General features: G+C 71.1%; 22 protein-coding genes, 2 tRNA genes and 1 other RNA gene. 14 read left to right on the top strand and 11 right to left on the bottom strand.

The window, feature by feature from the left end:
• Both ACIBMZ_RS00055 and ACIBMZ_RS00060 read left to right on the top strand, forming a co-directional pair.
• A complete protein-coding gene (locus tag ACIBMZ_RS00055) occupies positions 1-813 on the top strand; it encodes a class I SAM-dependent methyltransferase (protein ID WP_396689606.1) in 813 nt (270 codons plus the stop codon).
• Between the two features lie 65 nt (positions 814-878).
• Positions 879-2,018 (top strand): DUF3068 domain-containing protein, encoded by a 1,140-nt coding sequence (locus tag ACIBMZ_RS00060; protein WP_396689608.1) that lies wholly within the window; start codon positions 879-881, stop codon positions 2,016-2,018.
• A 58-nt stretch (positions 2,019-2,076) separates the two neighbouring features.
• On the opposite strand, the gene ACIBMZ_RS00065 is transcribed toward ACIBMZ_RS00060, so the two are convergent.
• The 4 genes from ACIBMZ_RS00065 to ACIBMZ_RS00080 form a co-directional block, all read right to left on the bottom strand.
• Entirely contained in the window at positions 2,077-3,747 is a 1,671-nt protein-coding gene (locus tag ACIBMZ_RS00065) for a DUF885 domain-containing protein (RefSeq protein ID WP_396689609.1), read from the bottom strand.
• A 62-nt stretch (positions 3,748-3,809) separates the two neighbouring features.
• Positions 3,810-4,874 carry a PHP domain-containing protein gene (locus tag ACIBMZ_RS00070; protein WP_396689611.1) on the bottom strand — a complete coding sequence of 355 codons (1,065 nt, stop codon included), beginning with the start codon at positions 4,872-4,874 and terminating at the stop codon, positions 3,810-3,812.
• Positions 4,875-5,023: 149 nt separating this feature from the next.
• Positions 5,024-7,939, bottom strand: coding sequence for a glycosyl hydrolase (locus tag ACIBMZ_RS00075; RefSeq protein ID WP_396689613.1), 2,916 nt, complete (start codon positions 7,937-7,939; stop codon positions 5,024-5,026).
• Between the two features lie 167 nt (positions 7,940-8,106).
• Positions 8,107-8,847 (bottom strand): M23 family metallopeptidase, encoded by a 741-nt coding sequence (locus ACIBMZ_RS00080; protein ID WP_396689615.1) that lies wholly within the window; start codon positions 8,845-8,847, stop codon positions 8,107-8,109.
• A 66-nt stretch (positions 8,848-8,913) separates the two neighbouring features.
• On the opposite strand from ACIBMZ_RS00080, the gene ACIBMZ_RS00085 reads away from it, so the two are divergent.
• From ACIBMZ_RS00085 to ACIBMZ_RS00100, 4 genes are all read left to right on the top strand, one after another.
• On the top strand, positions 8,914-9,255 hold the full coding sequence (locus ACIBMZ_RS00085; RefSeq protein WP_396689617.1) for a hypothetical protein: 342 nt from the start codon (positions 8,914-8,916) through the stop codon (positions 9,253-9,255).
• A 132-nt stretch (positions 9,256-9,387) separates the two neighbouring features.
• Complete coding sequence (locus tag ACIBMZ_RS00090; protein WP_396689618.1) at positions 9,388-9,555, top strand: hypothetical protein; 168 nt, start codon at positions 9,388-9,390, stop codon at positions 9,553-9,555.
• Between the two features lie 130 nt (positions 9,556-9,685).
• A complete protein-coding gene (locus ACIBMZ_RS00095) occupies positions 9,686-10,210 on the top strand; it encodes a tRNA adenosine deaminase-associated protein (protein ID WP_396689620.1) in 525 nt (174 codons plus the stop codon).
• Between the two features lie 181 nt (positions 10,211-10,391).
• On the top strand, positions 10,392-10,871 hold the full coding sequence (locus ACIBMZ_RS00100) for a nucleoside deaminase (RefSeq protein WP_396690925.1): 480 nt from the start codon (positions 10,392-10,394) through the stop codon (positions 10,869-10,871).
• 83 nt (positions 10,872-10,954) lie between these two features.
• On the opposite strand, the gene ACIBMZ_RS00105 is transcribed toward ACIBMZ_RS00100, so the two are convergent.
• From ACIBMZ_RS00105 to deoD, 3 genes are all read right to left on the bottom strand, one after another.
• Positions 10,955-11,416 (bottom strand): acyl-CoA thioesterase, encoded by a 462-nt coding sequence (locus tag ACIBMZ_RS00105; RefSeq protein ID WP_396689622.1) that lies wholly within the window; start codon positions 11,414-11,416, stop codon positions 10,955-10,957.
• A complete protein-coding gene (locus tag ACIBMZ_RS00110) occupies positions 11,416-12,051 on the bottom strand; it encodes a TetR/AcrR family transcriptional regulator (protein WP_396689624.1) in 636 nt (211 codons plus the stop codon). Before ACIBMZ_RS00110 ends, ACIBMZ_RS00105 begins: the two co-directional genes overlap by 1 nt.
• A 167-nt stretch (positions 12,052-12,218) precedes the next feature.
• The gene (gene deoD / locus ACIBMZ_RS00115) at positions 12,219-12,926 is read right to left on the bottom strand and encodes a purine-nucleoside phosphorylase (protein ID WP_396689626.1); all 708 of its coding nucleotides are present in this window, start codon (positions 12,924-12,926) and stop codon (positions 12,219-12,221) included.
• A 75-nt stretch (positions 12,927-13,001) separates the two neighbouring features.
• On the opposite strand from deoD, the gene ACIBMZ_RS00120 reads away from it, so the two are divergent.
• A tRNA-Ser gene (locus ACIBMZ_RS00120) sits at positions 13,002-13,088 on the top strand.
• Between the two features lie 337 nt (positions 13,089-13,425).
• Here ACIBMZ_RS00120 and ACIBMZ_RS00125 read toward each other — a convergent pair.
• The 4 genes from ACIBMZ_RS00125 to ACIBMZ_RS00140 all read right to left on the bottom strand — a co-directional run bounded on the left by ACIBMZ_RS00125 (position 13,426) and on the right by ACIBMZ_RS00140 (position 15,981).
• Positions 13,426-13,956: a hypothetical protein gene (locus ACIBMZ_RS00125; RefSeq protein ID WP_396689628.1), complete on the bottom strand. Its 531-nt coding sequence runs from the start codon at positions 13,954-13,956 to the stop codon at positions 13,426-13,428.
• 38 nt (positions 13,957-13,994) lie between these two features.
• Complete coding sequence (locus ACIBMZ_RS00130) at positions 13,995-14,552, bottom strand: hypothetical protein (protein WP_396689630.1); 558 nt, start codon at positions 14,550-14,552, stop codon at positions 13,995-13,997.
• A gap of 324 nt (positions 14,553-14,876) precedes the next feature.
• Entirely contained in the window at positions 14,877-15,632 is a 756-nt protein-coding gene (locus ACIBMZ_RS00135; RefSeq protein ID WP_396689632.1) for an NPCBM/NEW2 domain-containing protein, read from the bottom strand.
• Between the two features lie 264 nt (positions 15,633-15,896).
• Positions 15,897-15,981, bottom strand: a tRNA-Ser gene (locus ACIBMZ_RS00140).
• A gap of 81 nt (positions 15,982-16,062) precedes the next feature.
• On the opposite strand from ACIBMZ_RS00140, the gene ffs reads away from it, so the two are divergent.
• The 7 genes from ffs to ACIBMZ_RS00175 all read left to right on the top strand — a co-directional run bounded on the left by ffs (position 16,063) and on the right by ACIBMZ_RS00175 (position 24,265).
• Positions 16,063-16,152: signal recognition particle sRNA small type (ffs, locus tag ACIBMZ_RS00145), an RNA gene on the top strand.
• 212 nt (positions 16,153-16,364) lie between these two features.
• Positions 16,365-19,262: a DNA polymerase III subunit gamma and tau gene (locus ACIBMZ_RS00150; RefSeq protein ID WP_396689634.1), complete on the top strand. Its 2,898-nt coding sequence runs from the start codon at positions 16,365-16,367 to the stop codon at positions 19,260-19,262.
• Between the two features lie 125 nt (positions 19,263-19,387).
• Complete coding sequence (locus tag ACIBMZ_RS00155; protein WP_396689636.1) at positions 19,388-19,696, top strand: YbaB/EbfC family nucleoid-associated protein; 309 nt, start codon at positions 19,388-19,390, stop codon at positions 19,694-19,696.
• A gap of 8 nt (positions 19,697-19,704) precedes the next feature.
• Positions 19,705-20,298, top strand: coding sequence for a recombination mediator RecR (recR, locus tag ACIBMZ_RS00160; protein WP_396689638.1), 594 nt, complete (start codon positions 19,705-19,707; stop codon positions 20,296-20,298).
• Positions 20,299-20,559: 261 nt separating this feature from the next.
• Complete coding sequence (locus tag ACIBMZ_RS00165; RefSeq protein ID WP_396689640.1) at positions 20,560-22,221, top strand: ABC transporter substrate-binding protein; 1,662 nt, start codon at positions 20,560-20,562, stop codon at positions 22,219-22,221.
• Positions 22,222-22,301: 80 nt separating this feature from the next.
• On the top strand, positions 22,302-23,306 hold the full coding sequence (locus ACIBMZ_RS00170; protein WP_396689641.1) for an ABC transporter permease: 1,005 nt from the start codon (positions 22,302-22,304) through the stop codon (positions 23,304-23,306).
• The gene (locus ACIBMZ_RS00175; protein WP_396689642.1) at positions 23,303-24,265 is read left to right on the top strand and encodes an ABC transporter permease; all 963 of its coding nucleotides are present in this window, start codon (positions 23,303-23,305) and stop codon (positions 24,263-24,265) included. The genes ACIBMZ_RS00170 and ACIBMZ_RS00175 overlap by 4 nt, the downstream gene beginning before the upstream one ends.
• Positions 24,266-24,273 lie beyond the last annotated feature (8 nt).

Genomic DNA, 24,273 nt, shown 5'->3' on the forward strand with positions numbered 1-24,273 from the left:
GTGGACGACCGTACGCGGCGGGCGGCGATGCGCCGGTTCGCGACCCTACGGCGCTCGGTGACGTTGTTCCGGGCCTTCCTGGTCGAGCAGACCGATCCCGACCGTTTCTACGGACTGCTGGCCGCCGACTCGGTACGCCAGGTCTCCGGCTACACCGACCTGGCCGGGCGGACGGTGCTCGACGTGGGCGGCGGACCGGGGTACTTCGCGAACGGCTTCCGGGCCGCCGGGGCGTGGTACGTCGGGTTGGACCCGGACGTGGGTGACTTCTCGGCCGGTGGCGAGACGGTGTCGGGAATGCTGCGGGGCAGCGGCACGGCGCTGCCGGTGCGGACCGGCAGCGTGGACGTGGCGTTCTCGTCCAACGTGGTGGAACACGTCGCCGATCCCCCGTCGATGCTCGACGAGATGGTGCGGGTGACCAGACCGGGCGGGCTGCTCTTCGTGTCGTACACGCCCTGGTTGTCGCCGTGGGGTGGGCACGAGACCGCGCCGTGGCACTGGTTGGGCGGGCACCGGGCGCGTCGCCGGTACGAGCGACGGCACGGACGACCACCGAAGAACCGCTTCCAGGAGACGCTGTTCCCGGTCTCCATCTCGGACACCCTGCGATGGGCGCGCGGTAACGGCGACGTCGAGGTGGTGGACGCGTTGCCCCGCTACCACCCCTGGTGGGCACGGTGGGTGATCCGGGTGCCGGGCGTCCGCGAGGTGGTGGCGTGGAACTTCGTCCTCGTCCTGCGGCGGTCCACCGGCAGACGACCCGACGAGGTGGCGAAATCGGGACTGACCGGGGGTCGCGTTGCTATGTGACTTGGTAGTAACCTCGCGGCCACACTAATCGATGCCGACGAAAATTCGCTCCTCGGGGAGGAAACATGAAGCACCGCGCCGTGGGTGCTGTGCTGTTCGGCGGCGGCGTACTGCTCCTGGCGCTCGCCGCCGGGCTGGTGTTCGTCGTCAAACCCGCGATGACCAAGCTGCCCTACGACCTGGACTCCTCGACGTCGGTCGCCGAGGCCAAGAACGCCACCTTCCTGCAGATCACCAACGGCACGGCGGCCATCAACCAGGCCGACCTCAAGTCGACCATCCTGGTCACCCCCGAGCGGGACAAGACGGCGGCGCTCAGCGGTGACCTGGCCGGTGACACGGTGATCTGGCGAGTCGGCCAGACCGTCGACCGGACCGACACCAAGGAACTGGTCAGCGCGTACGGCGCCGAGCTGGCGTTGGACCGGGTCTCCGGTGCCGCCGTCGAGTGGAGCGAGGGCTACCTCGACGACAGCGGCACCCAGGAGAAGGTCCCGTACGCCGGGCAGATCTACAAGTTCCCGTTCGACTCCGCACGGACCGACTACGAGGTCTTCGACCGGGACCTGCGGCAGACCCGGGTGGCCGAGTTCACCGGCACCGAGGACGTCAACGGGCTTGAGGCGTACCGGTACGAGCAGGTCATCACCGACGAGAAGCTGCCACTGCCGGCGGACCGCGTCGGGCTGCTGCTCGGTGCGCTCGCCCCCGGCGCGACCTCCGGCGACGTCGTCTACAGCAACACTCGCACGGTCTGGGTCGACCCGGTGACCGGCTCCTACCTGAAGGTGCGCGAGCAGCAGAAGAAGGTGCTGGTGCCGAACACGGGCACCCAGGTGACGCTGCTCGACGCCGACTTCGCCTACAACGACGAGACCGTGGCGGCCTCGGTGGACCGGGCCAAGGAGAGCCGGGGCCAGCTCACCCTCCTCGGTGTGTACGCGCCCCTCGGGCTCGCCGTACTCGGTGTGGCGATGATCCTGGTCGGACTGCTGGTCTCCCGTGACCGGACCCGCAGCGGCGCGACCGGCCGGCACGCCGCGAACGCGGCGCCGACCCGGGTCGACCAGCCGGCGGTCCGCGACGACGAGCGGCAGAGCGGCCCGTTGTCCGACGAGATCCCGCCGGCGTCGACCAACTGGAAGTCCGAGGAGCCCACCGTGCCGCAGCAGCGTTCCGCGCGCCGCGACTCCGACCGGAACTGATCCCGGTACGCCCGAACGACACGGGACGAGGGGGCGACCCTCGTCCCGTGTTCGTCGCTCAGAGCCGGTCGAGTGCCCGACGCAGCGGGTCGAGCCCGAGAGCGCCCAGGTCGAGCGCCTGCCGGTGGAACTCCCGCAGGTCGAAGTCGGCGCCCTTGCGGACCTTGGCGTCCTCCCGGGCCTGGAGCCAGATCCGTTCGCCCACCTTGTACGAGGGCGCCTGCCCCGGCCAGCCCAGGTAGCGGTTGAGTTCGAAGCGCAGCATCTCGTCCGGCACCCGGCAGTGCGCCCGCAGGAACTCCCACCCCAGTTGCGGCGTCCAGCGCTCGCCCGGGTGGAAGTCGAACGGGTTGTCGGCGGGGATCTCCAGTTCGAGGTGCATGCCGATGTCGACGATCACCCGGGCGGCCCGGAACGCCTGGCCGTCCAACATGCCGAGCTTGTCGCCCGGGTCCGCCAGGTAGCCCAGCTCGTCCATCAGGTTCTCGGCGTACAGTGCCCAGCCCTCGCCGTGGCCGGAGACCCAGCAGAGCAGCCGCTGCCACCGGTTGAGCAGCTCCGCGCGGACGGCGGTCTGCCCCACCTGGAGGTGATGGCCGGGCACCCCCTCGTGGTAGACCGTGGTCACCTCCCGCCAGGTGGAGAACTCGGTCAGGTCCTGCGGCACCGCCCACCACATCCGGCCTGGCCGGCTGAAGTCCTCGCTCGGACCGGTGTAGTAGATCGCGCCGTCACTGGTCGGCGCGATCATGCACTCGATCCGCCGGACCTGCTCCGGGATGTCGAAGTGGGTGCCGTTCAGGTCGCCGATCGCCTGCTCGGCCAGCCCCTGCATCCAGTCGCGGAACGCCTCCTTGCCCCGGATCGTGCGGGCCGGGTCGGCGTCCAGCCTGGCCACCGCCTCGTCGATCGTGGCACCCGGCCCGGCGATCTGCGCCGCCACCGTCCGCATCTCGGCCTCCAGGCGGGCCAGCTCGGCGAACCCCCAGGCGTACGTCTCGTCCAGGTCGACCCGGGCACCGAGGAAGTACTGCGAGGCCAGCTCGTAGCGGTCCCGCCCGGCGGCCTGCTTCTCCCGGCCGTGCGGGGCCAGCTCGGCGCGCAGGAACTGCCCGAACTCGGCGGTCGCCGCAGTGGCCGCCGCCGCGCCCCGGCGCAACTCCGCGTCGAGGGCACCATCGGCACCCAGCCGCTCGACGAGCCCGTGGAAGACGTTGTCGCCCTCCGGGTCCACCCAGGTGTCGCACTGCTTGGCCACCTCGAGCAACTGCACCCGGGAGCTGACGTGTCCGGCGGTGGCCGCCTCGCGCAGCGTGGTCTTGTACGACTCCAACGCGCCCGCGAAGAGGTTCAGCCGGGCGGCGATGTCGGCCTGCGCCTGCTCGCCCTCGTGCGGCATCAGGTCGAAGACCATCCGGAGTTCGTGCAGCCCCGAGGTGATGACGCTGACCTCGCTGCTCGTCTCGCCGCTGTCGTAGCGCGCCAGGTCCAGGCCGAGCCGCTCCTGCATCGCCTCCTGGGCGGTGCGTTCGGCCTCCGACTGCGGCTCGACGGTGTCGAGTTCGGCCAGGGTGCGCCGGCTGAGGTCGGCGCGGGCGGCGTACCCGTCGGGCGACAGGTCGTCGAGCTGGTCGTCGTGCCCGGAGATGCCGACCATGGTCGCGCCGGCCGGACTCAGCGCCGCCCAGTCGGCGACGTACCGGTTCGCGAGGTCATCGATTCGTCCCACGCAGCGAACCCTACGTGACCCGTCCGGCAGGGTGACGGCGCTGCTTGCCGTGTCCGACCGGCTCAGCCGTGGGTCCAGGCGACCAGGTCCTCCGCCGACCAACTGTTGACCACCCGATCAGCGGGTACGCCGCAGCGGGCCGCCCGCTCGCAGCCGAAACGCTGCCAGTCGAGCTGTCCCGGGGCGTGCGCGTCGGTGTTGATCGCGAACAGGCAGCCGGCCTCCACGGCCCGCCGGATCAACCGCTTCGGCGGGTCCTGCCGCTCCGGCCGGGAATTGATCTCCACTGCGGTGCGGTGCGCCACGCAAGCGGCGAAGACGGCCTCGGCGTCGAAGTCGCTCTCCGCCCGGGTCCGCGCCCGATGCCCCCGGTCGCCGGGCCCGGTCACCCCGGCCGGACGCGAGGACACCATCCGCCCGGTGCAGTGACCGAGGATGTCCAGATGCGGGTTGGCGACGGCGGTCACCATGCGCCGGGTCATCTTCGCCCGGTCGTCGTTCAGGCCGCTGTGCACCGAGCCGACCACCACGTCCAGCCGGGCCAGCAACTCCTCGTCCTGGTCGAGCGAGCCGTCGGCGAGGATGTCGACCTCGATGCCGGTGAGGATCCGGAAGCCCTCCGGCAGCGCCTCGTTGAGCCGTGCCACGTGGTCGAGCTGGCGGCGCAGCCGATCTGCGGTCAGTCCCCGGGCCACCTTCAACCGGGGCGAGTGGTCGGTCAGCACCAGGTACTCGTGACCCAGCTCGACCGCGGCCAGCGCCATCTCCTCGATCGGCGAGCCGCCGTCGGACCAGTCCGAGTGGGTGTGGCAGTCACCGCGCAGCGCGCTGCGCAACGCGGCGGCCTCGGCGTCCAGGTCGGTGCCCTCGGTGGCGACCAACCGACGCAGGTAGACCGGTTCCTCACCGGCCAGCGACTCGGTGACGCACCGGGCGGTGACGTCGCCGACCCCGGCCAGCTCGGTGAGCGTGCCGCTGCGGGCCCGCTCGGTCACCTCGGCGGCGGGGAGTGCGGCCAGCGCGTTCGCCGCCGACCGGAAGGCCCGGACCCGATAGGTGGCCTCGTTGGCCCGCTCCAGCAGGAACGCGATCCGGCGCAGGTCGGCAACAGCGTCACGGGTGCTCATGTCGGCACTCCGCTGCGCTGCGTGCCGCCATGAGGCACCTGTGCGCTGAGCCGATGATTCGCTCGTTGGCGCTCGCTCATGTGGTGAAAGTACGCGTCCGCGCCGCCGGTCGGGTGTGACCGGCGGCGCGGAGTGCGGGGTGTCAGGGATCAGGAGTACGGCAGGCGTATCACCGACCGGTTACCGACGCCCAGCGTGCTGGGGTTGTTGCCGATCGCGGACCAGACCTCCACCCGGACCGTGCCGCCGCGCAGGTTGCCGAGGCTGCCGGTGCTGGAGTGCAGTCCGGCCGCCTGGGTGTAGGTCTCCCAACCGGGCACCGGGTCGGTGGCGAAGTAGCGGTACGTCTCCACCCGTTCCCAGCTCCCGTTGCCGGTCAGGTCGTACGAGACGCGTACCTGCACCCCGTTGCCGACCGCGTTGCCCGCGTCGAGGAACAGGTCGAACGCGGTCTGTCCGCCGGTGTGGTCGAGGTTGAGCCCGGTCGCGGTGAACACCGCCGGGTTGGTCGGCGTGCCGTCCCGGTTGGTGCCACCGGCACCGGCCACGGTCGTGGTGCCGGCGGTCCCGGCCGCCGCCAGTCCGCCACCGGCGAGCAGGTAGCGGGTCGGCTGACCCGAGCCCGGCGGGTTCGTCGGCGTCGGGGTCGGCGTGGGCGTGGGCGTGGGCGTCGGGGTCGGCGTCGGGGTGGGCGTCGGGCCGGGCGGTACGCCCCCACCGGCGTTGCCGCCGGTCCAGGTGTGCGCGCCACTGGTGGCGGTGCGTCCGGCGGCCACCGTGAGTTGCGTACCGTCGGAGAACCGTACGGTCAGCGGGGTGGCGGAGATGTTGCTGGCCACGTAGGTGCGGGCCCCGTTGCGGTTGAAGACGGCGGCCAGCGGGTGGTCGGCGGTGATGCCGGTGTCGACCCGGCCCAGCCCGGCGAGGTTGCGGATCCAGTGGAAGGTGTGTGCCCGGCTCTCGCCCTCCTCCGGCGTGTAACCGGGGTTGGCGCGCAGTTTCGCCAGCGCCGAGTCGGCGTCACCGAGGGCGAGGAACTGCCAGTGGATGTCCTGCCACACGGTGGGTTCGCCACCGTTGTTGCGGACCAGCTCCTGGTACTTGATCGAGTTGTAGTTCGGGTGGTAGCCCAGGTAGAGGTGGCCACCGGTGATCGGCAGCAGGTTGATGCCCTGGATCATCTCCGGCTCGGCGCTGAACCAGGTGGCGTACGCGCCGCCGTCGCCCCAGACCATGCCCACGTTCGAGTGCCCGAACCCGGCCGGGAAGTTCTCGTCGTTGACGTCGAACCAGTACTCGTGGATCGCCGCCGCCTGGGTGGTGTAGATGAAGATGCCGGCGTCCCGGACGGCGGTGTTGCCGGTGGCCTGCCCCCACTGGATCAGGGCGTTGGCGAAGTTCATCCCCTCGGACGACGACTCCTGGTTGTTGCCGCTGGCGAAGGAGCCGTGCCCGGAGGCCCAGTCGTGCCCGGCGTAGATGTCGAAGTCACGCAGGTACGGGAAGCGGGTGTCGTTCCGGTCGTAGTTGTTGGCGTCCCGGATCAGCAGGTCGATCATGCCGCCGTACTGGTCCTGCCGGGCCCAGGACGGGTCGAACTTGGCCAGCGTCGCGGCGGCGGCGATGTAGTAGCCGTAGTGGAAGTGGTGGTCGTTGAGTTCCTGGTCCGAGCCGTACGAGGCGGGGTAGCCGATCAGGGTGCCCCACCGCTGGTCGTAGTAGAAGAGGCGTTCGGTCTCGCCGGGTGAGGCGGTGAGCCAGTCGTTGAGCGTGGACCGGATGGCGTTCAGCGCCGAGGTCCGGGTCTCGGTGTCCCCGACCAGGTCGGCGATCTCGGCGATCCGGGCGGCCCGGCCGAGGCCCTTGCCGGTCCAGTAGGTGTCGCCGCCGCGCTGGTCCATCGGGTTGCTCCGGACCGCCGCGAGGTGCTGCCGCAGCGTGGTCAGGTCGGCACCGGCGCCGGTGGCGACCGCAGGCAGCTCGGGCAGTACGCCGTGGAACCGCATCGAGGTGCGGAACTCGCCGACACCGGTGAGCACCTTCATCCGGCCGCGCGCCGACGGGTAGGTCGGCGCGATCGGGGTGGCTCCGGTCAGTGACTTCCACTGGTGCGGGTAGAGACTGACCACGGTCCGCGTCTCGGTGCCCTCGTGCGGGGTGGTGGTGAAGGTGTAGCGGGTCTCCACCTGGCTGGTCGACTGGTTGTAGGTGTAGCCGACCCGGGTGCCGGTGACGTGGGCGTGCGCGTACTGGCCGTAGGTGGTGGCGAGCTGGGCGCGGGCCGTGGCGTCACCGGTGGCGGGCAGCAGGGCGACCGAGAAGTAGCCGCGCCCGGCGAGGTTGGAGCTGATCCGGGTGCCGCTGACGGTCCAGGTGGCCCCGGACGGCGCGTACGCGACGTAGTCGTGTCCCCGGACGCTGAAGCTGATCCGGCCGGCGCTGTTGGAGAAGACCGTGAAGCCGCCGCCGTTCGCGTTGATCACCGCGTCGCCGCCGGTGGTGCGGAAGTACGCGAACGGCAGGCCGTGACCGATGGTGGCACGCAGGGTGCGGGTGCCGTCGCTCCAGTACGGGGTGACCGTCCAGTCCGTCCAGTCGGCGACCCGGACGAGCGGTGCGGCGAGCCCGGCCACGCCGACCCGGATGTCCTCGACGTAGGGGTACTTGTACTCGCCGACGCCGGTCGCGGTGCCGCTGATGGCGGCCACCGACTCGGCGGAGAAGCCGAGTCCGTCGGTGACCGGCCGGTAGGAGGCCGGGTGGGCGTGCAGTGGCTCGCTGAACGAGCAGTTCAGCCGCTTCCACAGCAGCGAGGACCACCAGTCGTTGGTGGGGATCGGGCCCGGCGGTGCGTCGGCGGTGGCGAACTGGCGCGGGTTGGTGGTCATGTCGCCGCAGCCGCTGGGCAGCGGGCCGACGGGGGTGGTGGTGTAGCTGCCGGCGCCGACGGGCGCGGCCTGCGCGGGGGAGGTGGCGGTGACGGCCAGCCCGCCGAGGACGAGGGCTGCTGCGGCGGTGGCGGCCAGCAGCCGGTGACGGGTACGGCGTGGGACGGGAGGTCGCATCTTTCCTCCAGGGCGCCGGTCGACGGCGCGTTTCGTCGTCGTTTGGGGGGTTGATTCCATGAGAGAGCGCTCTCTCTGGTGTTACGCGACGGTAGTTCACCGGCAAGACCTGCGTCAATGTGTCGGACTGATGAAGTGCGGATGACGCCGGACGGGACGTCTCCGGCTCACCGCGCCGGTGGGCGCTCCGGGCAGCCGTTCCTGCGGTGCCAGGCGGCCACCTTCGCCGCCGGCTCGCGGTTGCCACCCTCGCGCCACGAGTCGAGGTACGGAGCCGGCCAGATCACGCCCCGGCGGATCCACCAGCCGTCCTCGCCCAGGCACGGCGGGGAGATGCCGAAGTGCAGGTGACAGACGTTGTTGGCGTTGCCGGTCCGGCCCACCGTGCCGAGCTGCTGCCCGGCGCGGACCCGCACGCCCGGCGCGATGTCGTCGGCGATCTCGGTCAGGTGCGAGCCGTAGTAGCGCACGCCGTCGTCACCGAGCACCGACACCGACAGGCCACCGTTGTACGGCCCCTGCGGCCCCTGCCTGTCGTACCGGTCCCGGCGACTGACCTCGCCGATCGTGCCGTCGGTGACCGCCACGACGGGTTCGCCGCAGTCCGCGAAGATGTCGGTGCCCGGGTACGCCGAATGGGTCGGGTGGTAGGCCACCTTCGTCGCGCGTACCGGGAAGACGTGCCGGAGCCCGGCGCGGGTCGGACTGGCGGTCACCGCCGGCTGGTCCGCGGTGTCCGGCGTCGCGGCGGTCGGCGGCGCCGCCTCGCCGGTGATCGGCGGCGCGGGCGAGCCGGTCGGCGGCGCCACGCGCGGGGGCGGGGGCGTCCCGCAGCCGGCGGCGGCGAGCACCGGCACGAGCAGCAGCGCGGCGTACGTGCGACGGCGTCCGATCGTCAGCGAGACCATCGGGCCATCCTGACAGAATCGCCTACGGTGGGAGGACGACGTCCGCACGTGGGAGGAGTGGCAGGGATGATGCCGTACAGCCCCTCGGGCCTCTTCCCGTCCGGGCGTCCGCCGCGCCCCACCTATCGCGAGCCGCACCCGGTCAGCGGCGCCGGTGTCGCGTCGGGAGCCGTCGGCGCGCTCGCCTGGCTGGGCCTGTTCGCCCTGCTCGGACGCAGCCTCGCCGGGTATGCCTGGTGGACGCTGCTCGCCGGTGGCGTGGCCTGGCTCGTCGCCCTGGTGCTGGTCCGCTTCGGCGACCGGGGAGCCGCCGCCGGCATCGCGATCGTCACCGCCGGAGGCTGGAGCATCGCCACCGTCGCGGTGGTCACCCGCTGGGCGGCCAGCGGCGACTGGCCGCTCTGGTAGGGCGGGCACCGACTTCGGCCGCACGGTGTCGGACGGCGGCCACGGCCGCCACCGGCGGTGACTGCGCTGCGTTGTTGTGCAGGCACCGAAACCCGTCTTGACTCGGCCGCCGGGACTCGGCACGCTCCCGGTATGGCCTGGACCACTCCGCGGTTCGATCCGGATCGCAGCCGTCGCCGCCTTCAGCTCCTGGCGCAGTTGGCGGACGCCCGCTCGGTGCGCGAACGTGAGCGGCCACAGCGGGCCCGCACCCAGCGACTCCGCCAACTGATCGCCACCCGCCGTCGCCTGACCGGCTGACCCGCGCCCGTCACTTTCCCCAGGAATGACCGGCCCTTCGGGGCGTTGACCGGTCGCCTGCCGACCCGACCGGCTAACGTGCACGCGTAACGGGTCGGCGTGTGCTGTGCCGAGGCTACTTGGGGGAACCGTGTCGTACTTCGCTGCGGCCGTCGTGCGCGAAAAGGGCGGCTGGACGGCCGCCGAGCTGAGTCTGCGGGGGACCGCCGACGTCGACGAGGTGGCCGAGCGGCTCCGCGACCTCGCCCCCGACGCGGACCTGTCGTTGCTGTTCGTCGAGGCCGACGACACCTATCTGGTCATCCTCCGCCTCGACGAGGGCGAGGACCTGCGGGTCTTCGGTTCCGACTCGGCGTACGCGGAGGAGTCCCGGCTCGGTGCCCTGCTGGTCGGCGACCTCAAGACGTCGGTCACCGGCCTGGACGACACCGAGGAGGTGCGCCCGGCCGCGACCAGCGACGACAACGAACAACCCGCCGTCGACCCGGAGGCGGACCCGGTCGGCGAGGCGGACCTTCTCACCGACCTGGGCATCCCCGCGCAGCGGCTGCTCGCGCTCTGCGCCCACGAGGGCATGATGCCGGCCGACGTCACCGCCGAGGTGTGCCAGGTGCTGGGCTGCGTGGACGACGTCGAGGAACTGCGTGAGGTATGACCCGGTCGAGGGTGCGCCGGTCCGGTCCGGCGGTGGACCGGTCGATTCGACGGACCCGGCACTGGAGACGGTCCGACCCGGCCAACCCACGCCCGGCGCGGTCGGCCGGGTGGGGCCGGGAGCGCACGAGGCACTCGCCGACCTGACCGGCACCGGTCGGCGGCAGCGGCACGAACTCTGGATGCGTCGGGCGCTGGAGATCGCGGTGACCGGGCCGGACGCCGGTCCGGCCGTCCCGGCTTCGGCCGGTGCGTCAGCCCCGGCCGACGACGTGCCGACCGGCGACGTGCCGGTTGGTGCGGTGCTCTACGGTCCGGACGGCACCGAGCTGGCGGTGGCCCGCAACGAGCGGGAGCTGACCGGCGACCCGACCGCGCACGCCGAGGTGCTGGCGCTGCGACGGGCCGCCCAGCGGCGGGGCCGGTGGCGGCTGGACGGCTGCACGCTGGTGGTGACCCTGGAACCCTGCACCATGTGCGCGGGCGCGCTGGTGCTGGCCCGGGTCTCGACCGTGGTGTTCGGCGCGTGGGAGCCGAAGACCGGGGCCGCCGGTTCGCTCTGGGACGTGCTGCGGGACCGCCGACTCAACCACTGCCCCGAGGTCTACGGCGGCGTCCTGGAGGCGGAGAACGCCGCCGTGCTGCGCGCCTTCTTCCGCTGACGCCGTCGGGCGTCGCCGGGCCCGGTGGTGCGCGGCCTGGTCGTGCCGTCGTCGGTCGCCGCCGGGCGGCACCGTCCGGCTCGTCAGGCCGAGGTCGGCCGGAGCAGCGTGTCGGCCACCGCCCGGGCCGCCTCCGTCCACGGTGTCGGGCGCATGGTCGCCGGGTCCAACCGGACGATCGCCCGCCGGCCCTCGGCGTACGTGGTGGTGTCGTCGAGGGAGTGGAACCGGAAGGCGTACTCGGCGCTGCTGGTGCCGAAGTGCTCCAGCCAGAAGTGCACGGCGATCGGGCCGGTGCCGGTGACCGGCGCGCGGTAGGTGATGCTGAACTCGCGGACCGCGTGGAACACGTCCGGCGTGGTGGCCCGTCCGGCGCGGTAGGCCACCCCCCGATCCGACCAGTACGCGGTGAGCGCCCGCTCCAGCAGCAACGCGTACCGGGCGTTGTGCAGCAGGCCGAGCGCGTCGAGGTCGTCGAAGTGCACCATGGCCTGCCCGACGTGGCCGTACGTGACGGCGGACTGGTCGGCGAGGGCGTGTGTCATCAGGGGCCTTCCGGTAGCAGGGTGGAATCGGGGCACAGCGCCCGCAGGCGGGCCAGTACGCCCCGGCGGGCGTGTCGATAGGTGGTGTCCGGGTCGAGCAGCCGGGAGCGCATCGCCGCCGCGATCCCGTACGCGTCGATCTCGTACGCGAGCAGCGCGACGTCCAGGTCGGCGGGGAGTTCGCCCAGCTCGACGGCCTCCCGCACGAGCCGCTCCAGGAACTGTGTCCAGGCGGCGAAGACCTCGGCGAGGCGGTCCCGGACCGCTCCGGGCCGGGCGTTGAACTCGAACTCCGTGGTGGCGAAGAAACAGCCGCCGGGCAGCACCCGCGCGGCGTAGAAGTCGATCCGCGCCTCGTGCAGCGCCAGGATGCGGCGTACGCCCCGGGGTGCGCGCAGGGCCGGCGCGACGATCCGCTCCTGCCACTGCCCGACCGCCCGGTCGATGGTGGCCAGTTGCAGCGCCTCCTTGGAGCGCCAGTGCGCGAAGAGGCCGGACTTGCTCACGCCGAGGGAGTCGGCGAGGTGCCCGAGGGAGAGGCCGTCGAGACCGTTGGCGGTGGCCAGGACGACGGCGGCGTCCAGCACCGCGGTGCGGGTGCGCTCACCCCGGGCGAGCCGGCCGTCGACGGTCATGCGACGACCCTACTAAAGAAGACCGACCGGTCGTATTTATTTCGGCGGTGACGGCCGTCACCACTCCGGGCACGCCACGTCCCGCCACCGCGAGGCGGTGACGGGACGGTCGATGCGGCTGCCGCCGTGGTTGCGTCGGCGGTGGCTGTGCTGCGGCGGCGCGGTGCTCAGGCGATGATCGTGTCCAACGCGATCTCGACCATCTGGCTGAACGTCTGCTCACGCTCCTGCGAGGTGGTCTTCTCGCCGGTCTTGATGTGGTCGCTGACCGTCAACAGCGTCAACGCCCGCGCCTTGAACCGCGCGGCGATCGTGTACAGCGCGGCCGACTCCATCTCCACCGCCAGCACGCCGTACTCGGCCAGGCTGTCGTAGAGGTCCGGGCGGTCGGTGTAGAAGGCGTCCGCCGCCAGGATCGGCCCCACCCGCATCGCCACGCCGCGCTGCTCGGCCACCTCCACCGAGGTACGCAGCAGCCCGAAGTCGGCCACCGGGGCGTAGTCGATCAACCCGTCGAACCGCATCCGGTTCATGTTCGAGTCGGTCGACGACCCGATCGCCGCGATCACGTCACGCAGCTTCAGGTCCTCGGTCAGGGCGCCGCACGAGCCGACCCGGATCAGCGACTTCACGCCGTACTCGTTGACCAGCTCGTGCGCGTAGATCGAGGCGGACGGCATGCCCATCCCCGAGCCCTGCACGGAAACCTCGACACCGTTCCAGCGCCCGGTGAAGCCCAACATCCCCCGGACCGTCGAGTAGCAGGTCGCGCCCTCGAGGTAGGTCTCCGCGATCCACTTGGCCCGCAGGGGGTCACCCGGCATCAGGACCCGCTCGGCGATCTCGCCCGGCTTCGCGCCGATGTGCGTACTCATGGCAGAGATCCTGCCAGGCCCACCTGCCCGGGACCGGTTCGGCGTCGGAACCGGCAGTCCTGTACCCTCGTCGGCGGTGGCGTGTCCGAGTGGCCTAAGGAGCACGCCTCGAAAGCGTGTGAGGGTTTACGCCCTCCGCGGGTTCAAATCCCGCCGCCACCGCCCGTGAAACACCGAGAACGCCCGGCATGATCCCTGCGGATCGCGCCGGGCGTTCTCGGTGCCGTCTACTCGTCTCGCCGCCCGGTGAGCGCTTCCGCTTGTACGGGTCGCCAGGTCTGGCCGACCGGACATGGTCATCGATATCCGTGTCCCTAGGATGTGTGGGCGGCGGTCACCGGTGACCAGGCCGGTGTCTCGTCCGGGTCGGTCGCGGTGTTCCACGGTGGCTCCGGCGGGCTCGTCCCGCAGGCGACCTCGTGGAGCGGCCTGAACCTGCGCACCGAGACCGTCTGGCCGAAGTGGTACGGCCGGGCGGATTCGTACCAAGATCTCGTCGTCAGCAGGGGCCGTGGCCCTCGACGAAGAGGCGGTGCGCCCAGTCCGCGTACCCGGCGATGATCTTCCGGATCGTCTCACCGTCGTGCAGGAACAGGTACGCGCGGTCGCCGTCGCGGGCGAACAGACCGTCGAAGCGGTGCGTTCCCGGCGGTGCGTGCAGCGCGCGTACCTCCGGATAGCTGGCCCTGACCTCGGCGATCGGTGACCCGGCCGCGATCCCCTCCGGGGTGCGGACCGGCTCGCCGGCCCAGAGCAGGACCAGCCGGTCGTCGATGAAGACCGGGCTGATCATGTCGTGCCCGGCCAGCGTCGGACCGCAGGCGTCGACGTCGGTGCGGAGTATGCCGCGCCGGGCCAGGTCGTCCTCCGTGTCGCCGAAGTCGACATCGGACAGACCGTCGAGGTCGACGATGCTGGCCGCGGCGACCGGCTCACGGACGGCGATGGTGTCCGGCGGCATGGGTCCGCTGCCCGAGATCGCGGCAGCAAGAAGCAGTGTGGCGATGAAGCCGAATTGTCGCAATTTCATGGAATCCCCCAGTCCCCAACGTGACGGGAGCGAAGAGGTTATTGCCGCGCCTCCCATTCCTCGGCCAACTCGTCCCAGTAGTCGGCGCTCAGCCCGCGTCGGCCGTGCGTGAGCCAGCCCTCGGTGCTCCGCTCCACGTGCAGCCCCAGCTCGGCGAAGGGGTCGATCCAGCGGCCCGGCTCCGCGCCCAACTCGGTCAACGCGGCGTTGATCGGCCACTCAGGACGGGGCCCGTCGAACGCCGCGTCGAAGCGCGGCCCCCAGGACAGGACGCCGCCCAACCAGACCGCCGCCGCCTGACGCCCGACCCCACCGAAGAACTCCGCCTCGACGTACGCCACCGGCCCCCGTCCCGACCAGCGGGCCAGCACCTCCACCAGCGTGGGGGAGAGCACCAGCGCGAACGGGTCCGCCGCGCTCGGCTCGTCGGCCGCGTAATCCGGCGGGATGCCGGTCAGCTCCGCCACCAACTGCGGCGTCACCGGCAACAGGGCGAAGTCCTGCCGCAACTCGCCGAGCACCGCATGATCCAGGTCCCGGGTCTCCTCGCGCAGCAGGTCGGCGTCCGCGACGATCGCGCTGAGCTGGTAGCTCACCGCGCGTCCACAGCCTGTGGATAGCACATGTGTACGACGGTGGTCGGGCGTGCTCGCCGTCGTCGGGCAGCGCTCGGCTCCATCCGGTCAGTATCGCGGCAACGGCGACCAGGACCCCGGCCACGGTGAGCCCGGGATCAGCCGTGGGAGCTGGTGTTCCAGGACGCGTCGACCTCTAAGCTAAGGCGACCCTCGACCGGTACAACACCGTCCCGGCGGTCTGACCGGCCAGCGCGGGCCGTTGTCGCCGCCGTCCTCGTCGCCGCGCCGCTCCGAATGGTCGGCTGGCCGGGCTGACGCCCGTGATCGCAGTGCGATGCGATGTCAGGGGGTGACGACCGGGTCGATCCAGGCGGCGTAGACGGTGCCCTTGCAGGTCGCGTTCTCCATGACCTGCGTCCTGATCTCGATGCGGAACGCCCCGGTGATGTCGGCCTCGAAGGGCACGGTCTGCCCGAGCGCCACGGTTTCGGTGTGGCGCACCACGCCGTCTGCGAGAACCGTGAACCTGACCCTGGCTTCGGAGGTCGTGTCGTCGCCGATCCCGACCTCGGCGCCGAACGTGCCGTACTTCCGATCCACCTGGTAGGTCTCCGAGATGGGTTCCAGGTACGCGCACCCCGGGTGGTTGTAGAGCACCTGCTCGTACAACCGGGTGTCGACCGTCAACGGGCCAGCTGTGAAGCGTGCCTCGTCGTCGCCGACACGCTTGGCATCGAGAAGGGACAATTCACCTGCCGGTGGAGGTGGCGCGGACGCGGACGGGGTGTTGCTGGGCGTGGGTCGCGGTGCGGCACTGCTCGGGTTGCCGGTGTCGCCGCCGGTTGCCGCCGTGGTCGGCGGTTGATCTTCGGTCAGGGCGTCCTGCGTCACCACCACCAGCGCCGCCGATCCGGCGATCATGGTGACGGTGGCCATGGCGATCCGCCAGTCCACCGGCCGGCCCCACCGCACCGCAAGCTGATAGATCCCGGCCAGCAACGCGCACAGCCCGATCACCGCGACCACCATGCGAGCGCCGGAGCCCAGCACGGCGATCACCGCCGACACGTCGGCGATCACCGCGACCGTGATCCACAAACGGTCCGGAGTACGACGAGCAGGCTCTCCACCGGAATCCGGCACGGTCAATCCCCTCGGCGCTCACAGACCCATCGACGCGGGGCTCATCGTAGTCGGCCCAGCGCAACCTGTGCCGCCCTGCGGCCGTCCTGCGCGGTGCTGACAGGAGCCAGCGGAACGGACGAAGCCGGGCTGCTCCGAGCTGGCCGGGAGGCTGAGTCACGAAACGACGAAAGGGCCGACCTGTCGGTGCGGCCCTTTCGTTCGTGCTGCTCAAGCGAGCGGAGGATACGAGATTCGAACTCGTGAGGGTGTAAACCCAACACGCTTTCCAAGCGTGCGCCCTAGGCCTCTAGGCGAATCCTCCGTCGAACAGGATACAGGTCCCTCACGACCCGCCCACCCCACCACCCCCTGAAGATCGAGGGCGGGTCGGGTAGGCTGGTGCCACCTCCCGTGCGGCGGTATCTCGTGAACCTCCCCAGGGCCGGAAGGCAGCAAGGATAAGCGAGCTCTGCCGGGTGCACGGGAGGCCTTTCTGTCTCCGGCGCCGTGCGCTCCCCTCCCACCCAGCGTGGTCGGGCGCTGAGCTGTCGGTGTTAACAAGGGGCCCTTCCTCTACCGGAGGCGTTAACAAGGTGCCCTTCCTTGCACTCGGCGCTGCACTCGGAACACCCCGAACAGCGGGGTGGGTGGTCAGTGGGGTGTGCGCGGGGCGAGAATGGCGCGGTCGAGAGGAGGCGGGACGCCGTGGCACTGGCGCTCTACCGCAAGTACCGGCCGCGTACCTTCGCCGAGGTCATCGGGCAGGAGCACGTCACCGAGCCGTTGTCGCAGGCGCTGCGCAGCGGGCGGCTCAACCACGCCTACCTCTTCTCCGGGCCGCGTGGCTGCGGCAAGACCTCCAGCGCCCGCATCCTGGCCCGGTCGCTCAACTGCGAGCACGGTCCCACCCCGGAGCCCTGCGGCACCTGTGACTCGTGTCGCTCGCTGAGCGGTGACGGGGCCGGCTCGATCGACGTCATCGAGATCGACGCGGCCAGCCACGGTGGCGTGGACGACGCCCGCGAGCTGCGGGAGAAGGCGTTCTTCGCGCCGGCCAACAGCCGCTTCAAGATCTATGTCATCGACGAGGCGCACATGGTCTCGTCGGCCGGCTTCAACGCCCTGCTCAAGCTGGTCGAGGAGCCGCCGGAGTACGTCAAGTTCATCTTCGCCACCACCGAGCCGGAGAAGGTCCTCGGCACGATCAAGTCGCGAACCCACCACTACCCGTTCCGGCTGATCCCGCCGAAGACCCTCCGGCCGTATCTGGAGCAGCTCACCGAGGCCGAGGGCGTCCAGGTGGAGCCGGCGGTGTTCCCGCTGGTCGTCCGCGCCGGTGGGGGCAGCGCCCGGGACAGCCTCTCGGTGCTCGACCAGCTCATCGCCGGTGCCGGCCCGGACGGTGTCAGCTATGCCCGGGCCGCCGCGTTGCTCGGTGTCACCGACGCGGCGTTGATCGACGAGATGTGCGACGCGCTGGCGGCCGGGGACGGCGCGGCGGCGTACGCGACCGTCGACCGGGTGGCCGAGGCCGGGCACGACCCCCGCCGGTTCGCCTCCGACCTGCTGGAACGCCTGCGCGACCTGATCGTGCTCCAGCAGGTGCCGGACGCCGCCACCAAGGGGCTCATCGACGGGCCGGACGACCAGATCGAGCGGATGGCCGCCCAGGCCCAGCAACTCGGGCCGGGCACGCTGTCCCGGTGCGCCGACATCGTGCACGACGGCCTGGTGGAGATGCGCGGTACCACCGCGCCCCGGCTGCTGCTGGAGTTGATCTGCGCCCGGATGCTGCTGCCCGGCGCCGACGACTCGGCCGGCGGTCTGCTCCAGCGCCTGGAGCGCATGGAACGTCGGCTCACCCTCGCCGGTACGGACGCGCCGTCGGCCGCCGTCGGCTCCGCGCCCGCGACCGCGCCTGCCGCCGTACGCTCCGCGCCTCCCGCCGCGCCCGCGGCTGCCGCCGCGAACCGGGCCGGGACCGGCACGCCGGCTGCCGCCCCCACCTCGACGGGGTACTCCGGTCCGACCGGCGACGCTCCGACGGGGACTGGCACACCCTCGCCGAGCCGTGACTCCGACGGCGTCTCCGGCGCAGCGGGGGTGGGCGGTCCCGGCGACGCGGGTCAGGTCGACGTGGCCGGATCGACCGCGCGCCGTCCGGTGCACCCGTCGGCCGTGATGCCCGACCCGGCGACCCCGGAGCCGCCCCGCCCCGGTGCGGTGGCGCCCGGCGAGCTGGACGCGGTGGCGGTGCGCCGGGTCTGGCCCGAGGTGGTCGGCAAGGTCAACCGGAGTAACAAGCGGATCGCCGCGCTGATGCGGGACGCGGTGGTGCGGGATCTCGACGGCGAAACGCTCGTGGTGACCGTGAAGTCGGGTGTGCTGGCCAAGATGATGACCGACCACGCCCGGGTGCTCACCGACGCGCTCTACGAGGAGTTGGGCGGGCGCTGGCAGATCCGCTGCGAGGTGGCCGGCGAGCGGGGCGGCATGTCGCCGGGCAACCCGCGTGCCGCCAACTCGGCGCCGACCCGCCCGACGCCCGCCGCCGAGGCTCCGGGCCGCCCCGCCGGTGCGGGGTCCCCGGCCGACAACGGTCCACCCGACGGCACGGCCCATCCGGGCTCCGCCGGTCGGGCTCCCGGAGGCGTCGCTGCTGACGGTGCGGCCGTGGCCGGCCGACCCGGCGGCGCCGACGCGGGCAGTGGCGGCGGTGCGAGCGCGGGACCGGGTGGCGTGGCAAGCGCGGGTCCCGGTGGTGCGGCAGGCACGGGTCGTGGCGGAGGTCAGGCCAGCGCCGGCCCTGGTGGCGCGGTCGATGCGAGTGCGACCGGCTCCGCGCGCTCCGCTGGGGCGGCCGATGCGGCTCGCGCCGGAGGGGGCGCCAACGCGGCGACCGACGCGGGTGCGTCCGGTGCTGCCGGGCGACCGCCGGGCCGGGCCGGTGGCGGCGCAGCGTCGGCGGCGTCGGCCCAGGAGGACGACGGGGGCTGGCCGGAGCCGGCCAGGCCGGGCGGTGCGACGGCGTCCACGTCGGGTGGATCGGACGAGGGCTGGCCGGAGGCGGCCCGGCCGGGCGGCGGGTCCGCGTCGACCGGGACCGGCTCGGCAGCGCAGGCCACGGTGACGAACGGTCGGTCCACCCCGATGGACGGTCAAGCCGTGGACGCGGCGGCAGGCCGCTCCGGATCGGCCGCCCTGCCCCGCCCGGCTTCGCCGGGCAACGGCAACGGTGGCTCCGGTGGCGCACCGGTCAGCAGCGCGATCGCGGCGGCTCGGGCGGCGGCGGCCGGGCGGGGTACGCGTACCGCTGCGGCCGGCACCCGTACCGCTGCGGCGGGGCGGCGGACCGCGGACGCCGAGTTCGCCGGTGAGCCGCCGTACGATCCGGACTTCGACGGTCCGGGACGCGGCGGTGGGCGTCCGGGCGGTGGCCCACCGGCGACGACGCCGGTCTACGAGGGTTTCGACCCGGGCGACGAGCCCGGGGACGAGATCATCGACGAGAAGACCGCCCGGGAGTCGGGCGAGGAGCAGGCGGTACGTCTGCTGCGGGAGGCGTTCGGCGCCGAGAAGATCGACGAGGCACCGACCCGCTGACCCACGGACCGCGCCCGATGGGCGGGGTGTGGCCGCCGGGGGGTGGTCGGTGGGCATGGTTAGGGTGGGCGTGGTCTTGTAGACGAGTCGAGGGAGCGATCGTGCGGCCTGGTGGACAGCCGAACATGCAGCAGATGCTGAAGCAGGCGCAGAAGATGCAGCAGCAGATCGCCAAGGCGCAGGCCGAGTTGGCCGAGGCCGAGGTGACCGGCACCGCCGGCGGTGGTCTGGTCACCGCGACCGTGTCCGGTGCCGGTGAGATCAAGAGCATCAAGATCGACCCGAAGGCGGTCGACCCGGAGGACGTGGAGACCCTTGAGGACCTGGTCCTCGCGGCGCTGCACAACGCCACCGCGGCGGTCCGGGAGCTGACCGACCAGAAGATGGGCCCGGTCGCGGGTGGGATGGGCGGCCTCGGCCTGCCCGGGTTCTGAGCCACCCGATGTACGAGGGTGCCATCCAGGATCTGATCGACGAGCTGGGCCGCTTGCCGGGCGTGGGCCCGAAGAGCGCCCAGCGGATCGCCTTCCACGTACTGTCGGCGGACCCGGCGGACGTGAACCGGCTGGCCGGTGCGCTGCGCAAGGTCAAGGACCTGGTGCGCTTCTGCACGAGCTGCTACAACGTGGCCGAGTCCGAGCAGTGCCGGATCTGCCGCGACCCGCGACGCGGCAACGAGGTCATCTGTGTGGTCGAGGAGCCGAAGGACGTCGTCGCGATCGAGCGGACCGGCGAGTTCCGGGGGCGGTACCACGTGCTCGGCGGGGCGATCAATCCGTTGGAGGGCATCGGGCCGGACAACCTGCGCATCCGGGAGTTGTTGACCCGGCTCAGCGGCGGTGAGGTCCGGGAGCTGATCCTGGCCACCGACCCGAACACCGAGGGCGAGGCGACCGCGACGTACCTCGCCCTCATGGTCAAGCCGATGGGCATCTCGGTGACCAGGTTGGCCAGTGGTCTGCCGGTCGGCGGCGACCTGGAGTACGCCGACGAGATCACTCTGGGCCGTGCTTTCGAAGGTCGTCGGGCGGTCTGATCGAAGGCGGATCGGTGTGACACCGCCGTCGGCGGGCCGTCCGAAACACGTAACAGATTGATATCGATTATTTGCGGTCTTTGATCGCTTTTGTCGCGTGGCCCCTGTGCGGGCTTCCTGGTGGCCGGTCACTAAGGACACGATCCGGTACCAAGAGCTTCGCGCGCCGTTTCCCGGCGGTCGAAGTGGGAGCTATGGTCACCGCCATCGGTGACCCTGTCACCACGTTGTCCGTACCCCCTAGGACGAGGTGAAGCACCCATGCGTGCATCCAGGCCGAAGGTCGCTATCGCGGCCGTGGCGGCCGCGGCCCTCGCGGTAGCAGGCTGTGCCGAAAGCGATCGCGATGGTTCCAGCGGTAGTAGCAACGAGACCCTCGTCTTCGGCGTCGCCGGAGACCCGAAGGTGCTCGACCCCAGCTTCGCCAGCGACGGTGAGTCGCTGCGCGTGGCGCGTCAGGTGTTCGAGACGCTGGTCAGCCCCGAGGAGGGCGGCACCAAGGTCAGCCCCGGCCTCGCCGAGTCCTGGGAGCCCGACGCGGCGGGTACGACCTGGACGTTCAAGCTGCGCTCCGGCGTGAAGTTCCACGACGGCACCGACTTCAACGCCGAGGCCGTCTGCACGAACTTCGACCGCTGGTACAACGCCAAGGGCCTCATGCAGAGCCCGGACGTGACGGCGTACTGGCAGGACATCATGGGTGGCTTCGCCACCAACGAGGACGACACTCTTCCGGAGAGTCTCTTCAAGTCCTGCACGGCCACCGACGCGACCACGGTCAGCCTGGCCTTCACCCGGGTCTCCAGCAAGATCCCGGCCGCCCTGATGCTGCCGTCCTTCTCGATCCACAGCCCGAAGGCGTTGCAGGAGTACGACGCCAGCAACGTCACGGGCAGCGCGGACGACATCAAGTACCCGACGTACGCGACCGAGCACCCGACCGGTACCGGTCCGTTCAAGTTCAAGTCCTGGGACGTCCCGAACAAGACGCTGACCCTGGAGCGTAACGAGGACTACTGGGGCGAGAAGGCCAAGCTCAAGAGCCTGATCTTCCGCACCATCTCGGACGAGAACGCGCGCAAGCAGGCGCTGCGCTCCGGTGACATCCAGGGCTACGACCTGGTCGGACCGGCCGACGTCGAGCCGCTCAAGGGCGAGGGCTTCAACGTCCTGACCCGCCCGCCCTTCAACATCCTCTACCTGGCGATCAACCAGAAGGGGAACCCGAAGCTGGCGGACCTCAAGGTCCGGCAGGCGCTGGCGCACGCCGTCAACCGCCAGGCGCTCGTCGACTCGAAGCTGCCCCCGGGCGCCCAGGTCGCGGTGAACTTCTTCCCCGAGACCGTCGAGGGCTGGAACGGCGACGTCACCAAGTACGAGTACGACGTCGAGAAGGCCAAGTCGCTGCTGGCCGAGGCCGGCGCGTCGGACCTGACGCTGCGGTTCCACTACCCCACCGAGGTCACCCGGCCCTACATGCCGAACCCGAAGGATCTGTTCGAGCTGGTCTCGGCGGACCTCCAGGCGGCCGGCATCAAGATCGAGCCGATCCCGCTCAAGTGGAGCCCGGACTACCTCAACGCCACCACCTCCGGCTCCGCGCACGACCTGCACTTCCTCGGCTGGACCGGTGACTACGGCGACGGTTACAACTTCATCGGTACGTTCTTCGACCGGCAGAAGGACGAGTGGGGCTTCAACAACCCCGCGCTCTTCGAGAAGTTCAAGCAGGCGGACACCACCGCGGACCAGGCGGCCAAGGTGGCGCTCTACAAGGAGCTGAACGCCGACATCATGAACTTCCTGCCGGGTGTGCCGATCTCGCACGCACCGCCGGCCATCGTGTTCGGCAAGGACGTGACCGGGGTCAAGGCGAGCCCGCTCACCGCCGAGGACTTCTCGACCGCCGAGTTCAAGTCCTGATCTGACACGCACATAGAACGCGGGCGGGCGCTGTACCACAGCGCCCGCCCGCTACCCTCAGCACACCCTTCGAGGCCGCCGTGTTCCGGTTCATCGTCAGACGCCTCCTGCAGCTGATACCCACGCTGTTCGGGCTCTCCATCCTGTTGTTCATCTGGCTCCGGCGACTGCCCGGTGGCCCCGAGACCGCCATCCTCGGCGAGCGGGGCACACCCGAGATGCGCGCCGCGATCCGCCGCAATCTCGGCCTCGACGAGCCGATCCTGATCCAGTACGGCCGGTTCGTGCGACGGATGGTCCGCCTGGACCTGGGTACGTCGATCTCCACCAAGCGCGAGGTCACCACCGAGTTCCTCCAGCGCTTCCCCGGCACCGTCGAGCTGACCGTCACCGCGATGGTGATCGCGATCGGCATCGGTATCCCGCTGGGCTACCTGGCCGCCCGTCGACGCGGACGCTTCCTCGACCACGCCTCGGTCGGCGGGTCGCTGATCGGCATCTGCATCCCGGTCTTCTTCCTGGCGTACGTGCTGAAGGCGATCTTCTCGGAGAACCTCGGCTGGTTCCCCTCCAGTGGACGACAGGACCCGACGCTCGGCGCGACCCGGATCACCAACTTCTTCGTGCTGGACGGGCTGATGACCCGGGAGTGGGACGCCGCCGCCGACGCGCTGTGGCATCTGGTCCTACCCGGGCTCGCGCTGGCCAGCATCCCGCTGGCGATCATCGTCCGGATCACCCGGGCCAGCGTGCTCGAAGTGCTCAACGAGGACTTCGTGCGTACCGCCGAGGCCAAGGGCCTGACCGAGAACGTCGTACGCCGCCGGCACGTGCTGCGCAACGCGATGCTCCCGGTGGTGACCTCGATCGGTCTGCTCACCGGCGGTCTGCTCTCCGGCGCGGTGCTCACCGAGACCGTCTTCGCGTTCAGCGGGATCGGCGCCTTCCTCGCCGAGGCCATCAACCAGCGCGACTATCCGGTCCTGATGGGCTTCATCATGATCATCGCGGTGGTGTACGTGCTGGTGAACCTGATCGTGGACCTCTCGTACAGCCTGATCGACCCGAGGGTGAGGGTCCGATGACGATCATCAGTGGCAAGAAGCGCGAGAAGATCGACCGGCTCGCCGAACTCGCCGCGCGCGAGGAGGAGCGGGGCGTCAGCCTGTGGCAGGACGCCTTCCGGCGGCTGCGGCGCAACCCGGCGGCCGTCATCGGTGCGGTCATCCTGGCCATCTTCGTGGTGGTGGCGCTGGTCGGACCGTTCCTGGTGCCGTACGGCCCGACGGACACGATGGGTATCCGCGAGGGCGTGATCAGGCCGGGTGTCATCCCCGGCCCGTCCGGCGAGCACTGGTTCGGCTACGACCACCAGGGTCGGGACGTGTTCAGCCGGATGGTGGTGGGTGCCCGGCAGACCCTGCTGGTCGGCGTGGTGGCCACCCTGATCGGTCTGGCCGTCGGCGCGCTGATCGGTGGCGTCGCGGGTGCCGCCGCCGGCCTGGGTGGCCGCTGGGGACGCTGGATCGACAGCACCCTGATGCGCTTCATCGACATGCTGTTGGCGCTGCCCAGCCTGCTGCTCGCGGTCAGCATCGCCGCCCTGCTCGGCCGGAGCCTGACCACCGTGATGATCGCGGTCGGCATGGTCTCGGTGCCGGTCTTCGCCCGGCTGCTGCGCGGCTCGATGATCGTGCAGTCGAACAGCGACTACGTCCTCGCCGCCACCTCGCTCGGCGTACGCAAGTCGAAGATCGCGCTGACCCACGTACTGCCCAACTCGCTCGCCCCGGTCATCGTGCAGGCGACGTTGACCCTGGCCACCGCGATCATCGAGGCTGCCGCGCTCTCCTTCCTCGGACTCGGCAACCCCGACTCGGCCACCCCCGAGTGGGGCGTCATGCTGGCCGACGCGCAGCAGTACCTCGGGGTACGGCCGGAACTGGCCATCTATCCGGCGGTCGCCATCATCATCACCGCCCTGGGATTCACCCTGCTCGGTGAGGCGATGCGCGAGGCCCTCGATCCGAAGCTGCGGAAGTAGGAGGGTTC

The organism is Micromonospora sp. NPDC049900, assembly GCF_044461025.1.
Taxonomy (GTDB): Bacteria; Actinomycetota; Actinomycetes; order Mycobacteriales; family Micromonosporaceae; genus Micromonospora.

Excerpts from the sequence above, each read along its gene's own strand:
- ACIBMZ_RS00105 (WP_396689622.1), bottom strand. The coding sequence starts at position 11,416 with ATGACACACGCCCTCGCCGACCAGTCCGCCGTCACGTACGGCCACGTC.
- ACIBMZ_RS00070 (WP_396689611.1), bottom strand. The coding sequence starts at position 4,874 with ATGAGCACCCGTGACGCTGTTGCCGACCTGCGCCGGATCGCGTTCCTG.
- deoD (WP_396689626.1), bottom strand. The coding sequence starts at position 12,926 with ATGAGTACGCACATCGGCGCGAAGCCGGGCGAGATCGCCGAGCGGGTC.
- recR (WP_396689638.1), top strand. The coding sequence starts at position 19,705 with ATGTACGAGGGTGCCATCCAGGATCTGATCGACGAGCTGGGCCGCTTG.
- ACIBMZ_RS00175 (WP_396689642.1), top strand. The coding sequence starts at position 23,303 with ATGACGATCATCAGTGGCAAGAAGCGCGAGAAGATCGACCGGCTCGCC.
- ACIBMZ_RS00090 (WP_396689618.1), top strand. The coding sequence starts at position 9,388 with ATGGCCTGGACCACTCCGCGGTTCGATCCGGATCGCAGCCGTCGCCGC.
- ACIBMZ_RS00060 (WP_396689608.1), top strand. The coding sequence starts at position 879 with ATGAAGCACCGCGCCGTGGGTGCTGTGCTGTTCGGCGGCGGCGTACTG.
- ACIBMZ_RS00110 (WP_396689624.1), bottom strand. The coding sequence starts at position 12,051 with ATGACCGTCGACGGCCGGCTCGCCCGGGGTGAGCGCACCCGCACCGCG.
- ACIBMZ_RS00125 (WP_396689628.1), bottom strand. The coding sequence starts at position 13,956 with ATGAAATTGCGACAATTCGGCTTCATCGCCACACTGCTTCTTGCTGCC.
- ACIBMZ_RS00155 (WP_396689636.1), top strand. The coding sequence starts at position 19,388 with ATGCAGCAGATGCTGAAGCAGGCGCAGAAGATGCAGCAGCAGATCGCC.
- ACIBMZ_RS00080 (WP_396689615.1), bottom strand. The coding sequence starts at position 8,847 with ATGGTCTCGCTGACGATCGGACGCCGTCGCACGTACGCCGCGCTGCTG.
- ACIBMZ_RS00075 (WP_396689613.1), bottom strand. The coding sequence starts at position 7,939 with ATGCGACCTCCCGTCCCACGCCGTACCCGTCACCGGCTGCTGGCCGCC.
- ACIBMZ_RS00085 (WP_396689617.1), top strand. The coding sequence starts at position 8,914 with ATGATGCCGTACAGCCCCTCGGGCCTCTTCCCGTCCGGGCGTCCGCCG.
- ACIBMZ_RS00165 (WP_396689640.1), top strand. The coding sequence starts at position 20,560 with ATGCGTGCATCCAGGCCGAAGGTCGCTATCGCGGCCGTGGCGGCCGCG.
- ACIBMZ_RS00100 (WP_396690925.1), top strand. The coding sequence starts at position 10,392 with ATGCGTCGGGCGCTGGAGATCGCGGTGACCGGGCCGGACGCCGGTCCG.